This window comes from Trichocoleus sp. DQ-U1, assembly GCF_039961925.1.
Taxonomy (GTDB): Bacteria; Cyanobacteriota; Cyanobacteriia; order Cyanobacteriales; family FACHB-T130; genus FACHB-T130.
Map to the genome: position 1 here is coordinate 1 of NZ_JAMPKB010000168.1, position 3,109 is coordinate 3,109.

General features: G+C 46.1%; 5 protein-coding genes. All 5 read left to right on the forward strand.

What is annotated here, in order from left to right:
- On the forward strand, nucleotides 1–301 hold a 301-nt coding region (locus tag NDI34_RS27985; RefSeq protein WP_348234478.1), incomplete at its 5' end, for a hypothetical protein.
- Between the two features lie 16 nt (nucleotides 302–317).
- A complete protein-coding gene (locus tag NDI34_RS27990; protein ID WP_348234479.1) occupies nucleotides 318–734 on the forward strand; it encodes a hypothetical protein in 417 nt (138 codons plus the stop codon).
- Complete coding sequence (locus tag NDI34_RS27995; RefSeq protein WP_348234480.1) at nucleotides 731–2,317, forward strand: hypothetical protein; 1,587 nt, start codon at nucleotides 731–733, stop codon at nucleotides 2,315–2,317. Before NDI34_RS27990 ends, NDI34_RS27995 begins: the two co-directional genes overlap by 4 nt.
- Nucleotides 2,310–2,456 carry a hypothetical protein gene (locus NDI34_RS28000; RefSeq protein WP_348234481.1) on the forward strand — a complete coding sequence of 49 codons (147 nt, stop codon included), beginning with the start codon at nucleotides 2,310–2,312 and terminating at the stop codon, nucleotides 2,454–2,456. The genes NDI34_RS27995 and NDI34_RS28000 overlap by 8 nt, the downstream gene beginning before the upstream one ends.
- Nucleotides 2,446–2,616, forward strand: a complete 171-nt coding sequence (locus NDI34_RS28005; protein ID WP_348234482.1) for a hypothetical protein — start codon at nucleotides 2,446–2,448, stop codon at nucleotides 2,614–2,616. The genes NDI34_RS28000 and NDI34_RS28005 overlap by 11 nt, the downstream gene beginning before the upstream one ends.
- The last annotated feature ends 493 nt before the right edge of the window (nucleotides 2,617–3,109 follow it).

Here is a 3,109-nt window from a genome sequence, read left to right on the forward strand (position 1 = left end):
CGTTCGGATGATGAGTGAGAAAGCAGCAAACGGTGTCAGGCTATTGGATGCAGAGGGACGTAGCGCCCTCATGCTCGAACGAATGGACTTCCAAACTGCGTTACAAATTGTAGCGAGAAAGCACCAAACTAGTGTACGTCGCATCAACGAGAAAATCCCTCTTATGAAACGGCGAGAAGCCTTATCTGAAGAGGAGAGAAAAGAAAAACAGGAGCGCACAGATTTAATAATGAATGGCTCTCGTTCCTCCCAGAAAAAAGGATTCTGGCAGGGGATTGGTGACTGGTTTAGCGGTCGTTAATTAACGGTAAAAGCTGATGTTCAACCCTAGTAATCATCAGCCTCACCACGAGGCTGACTTTCTTTCTGATGAATCTCACGTTAAAGAAAACGATGCAATCAAATCCTATCGAGTAGTTGGGAATGTCTCTGAGTTCGGATTGTATTTCAGTGGTAGCTTAGCATTTGCTTTGTTGTGTCGGATAATTCCAGGAATGTTAATTAGTTATGCCCTTTTAATTGCTTGTGCATCTGGGTATCTTGTCTTAACTGGAAAAGAAAATCCACAGGTAAGCAGCGTCATTGGGCTGGTAATCCTTATCTCAATTATTGCTAGCTTTTGGGATACAGTCCTTTCCATCTTTTTAGTCGTAAATCCTTTGATTTGGATTGGAATTGGGCTGGGATTGTTTGCGCTCTTTTTATCAATATTTATCAAGAGGGCAGCACGATGAATCCAAAGTTAATCATGTTTGCTGCGATGGCATTGGGTGTCATTGGTTCGGCTGTAGGAGTGCAAGGAAGTTTCGACGGCAAGCTTCACTACTGTCTGCCGATTGAAGGTGGTTGTACCGAAAATGTTAGACCTGATTGGATGGGACTCCCTGCTGGAGCGATAAATGTGCGACGAACCCCAGGAGCTGCGGGATGGAAATTGCTCGGCTCATTCGTGTCAATCGCTGGCTTTGGGGTATCGATGACATTGGCGCGATCGCTTACGGAATTGGAGTCGAAAAAGCAGAAATATTCTCAAATTTGGGAAGGTGTAAACCTCCAAAAACTTCGTTTACAAGCACAGGCAGAGTTAGAAAGTTTTAACCAGCAAGTGATGATTCAAGCGGCTGAACAATCCTATGCTGTTTTGTCACCGTATCAAGATGCGCTTTTTGAGGCAGAAATTGTCCCCGAATCAATTGCTCCAACGACTCAGGAAGTACCTGCACCTGTTACTCAATCATCACCCCAAGCACCTAACCTAATCACCGTCCTACAACAAAGTGAAATCGCTCCTATCTTACTCGCTGGATTCCTGAAAGCTATCGGCGGTCAAGGTAGCGGTAAAACAACGTTGGTTAATGGCGGGTTGATTCGCTATCGACTCCACAAAGGTCACAAATTCATCGTTATTAATGCCCACAAAAAACACGGGATGTACAGCGGGTTAGAGCCGCATTTGGTAGCAGGTAGTGAATTCTATGGAGTTGGGCGGAACGATAAAGAGCGGGGTTATAGCATCCGCAAGGGGATGGAGAAGGTGCTTTCAATTGTTGAATCTCGCTACACCGAGTACCAGAACCAACCAGAGGGAACCTACAACCACTACCCCATCAGTTTGATTTTGGAAGAGTGCGGCGAGTGGGCAAGCTTACTTGATGGCGATGAAAAGTTTGTTCAGGCGTTTTGGCAGAAGATGTTGGTTGCGTGTCGCAAAGCCGTAGTCTTTCCGGTAGTGACGGCACAACATGACAGCATGGCAATGTTCGGAAATCCTCGTGGGTTATCCGAGTTACTTAAATCTAGCGGTTGTGTAACTTTGCATTTAATTCCCGAAGCCTCACCAAACTCATCAGATGGATGGAAGCCGTCAGGATTTGGAGATTTAGTCATGCCCGGTTCGGATGAAAAGCGACGGGTATCCGTTCCAGACCTGCGATCGCTCGTCGGAAATCCCGATGTTTTTGAAAGCGAGCGCACAACTAAGCCAAACCAAGATAGTTCACCAGATGACCTTTGGAACGCAGCGAGACAGCGCTTAAATCAGGTTTGGGAGATGCCCTCAACGGCTGAACCGTCTGAACCGCCATCTGAACCGCTGAACCAACGAAGTAGTGACACTCCCAGCGATTCTGAAAAACGGTTCACAACGTTAGAACTGACCCGCGCACAGGCGATAAAGCTCATTCAACAACTAAGAATCGAACTGAACCAAACGCAGATTATTGAGCGGCTCTGGCAAGTCAGTAAGGGGGGTTCAGCCGCTTGGAAGGAGGCTTATGCCCAGTTCAAGGACTTGATGGGAGGAACTGGCGATGAATAAGTTTGCTGCCCAATTGATTGAACTAATTGTGCGCTCGCTCCCAGATTCATTCGTGGAAGAAATCAATGCCGCCAGTTTGAAAGAGTTGGATGAGAGAGGGCTAATAATCTGGGCAGATGGAGAGAGTGATGAAAACTAGAAGCGCCGAAAGAATCAAAAATATTTCAATTGCCAGTTTGGCGATCGCCTGTAGTTTCGGTTTCTTAACTCTGTTGATTCAGCCCAAAGAACTGCACAAAGGAATGCTGCTTGGTTTTGTTTTCGGACTGTGCTGCGGCATTCGCCTGACTGAAGATTAAGTCCCATTGGGACTTAGCCTTTCTATGTCAATCGAGATTATATTGCCCGGAAGTCTTTGGTCACGAGAGGGCGCACCCTTATCCAGATAGGGTTACATCTGTTCTATTTTTCGGTAACGCTCCTGATCCGTGACCAGATGTAACTAATTTCAGTCGGCGCTCGCTAATCTTGCTTCCACTGATAATCACCCGAATCTGCACTTGTGTTTGAGAGATGGATTTACGTCCCAATACGTCCCAATTGGAACGGACGGAAATGGTGTCCACCCAGTACACACATAAACAATGTGCGGAACTTGAAAAGATCGCTGCTTGTGTAAGCAGCTAGGTAACGCAGTTACTAAAGTCTTTTCCCTCATTTCACAAATAAAGAGTCATTCCACTCACGTTGATTTATATAGGAGGTGTTCAATGACTCCCAAACCTTTAACTGAGCGTCAACGTCAACTCATCCAAAATTACGCTTACTGCCAGTTACAGATGACCCCTCAGC

Excerpts from the sequence above, each read along its gene's own strand:
- NDI34_RS27990 (WP_348234479.1), top strand. The coding sequence starts at position 318 with ATGTTCAACCCTAGTAATCATCAGCCTCACCACGAGGCTGACTTTCTT.
- NDI34_RS27995 (WP_348234480.1), top strand. The coding sequence starts at position 731 with ATGAATCCAAAGTTAATCATGTTTGCTGCGATGGCATTGGGTGTCATT.
- NDI34_RS28000 (WP_348234481.1), top strand. The coding sequence starts at position 2,310 with ATGAATAAGTTTGCTGCCCAATTGATTGAACTAATTGTGCGCTCGCTC.
- NDI34_RS28005 (WP_348234482.1), top strand. The coding sequence starts at position 2,446 with ATGAAAACTAGAAGCGCCGAAAGAATCAAAAATATTTCAATTGCCAGT.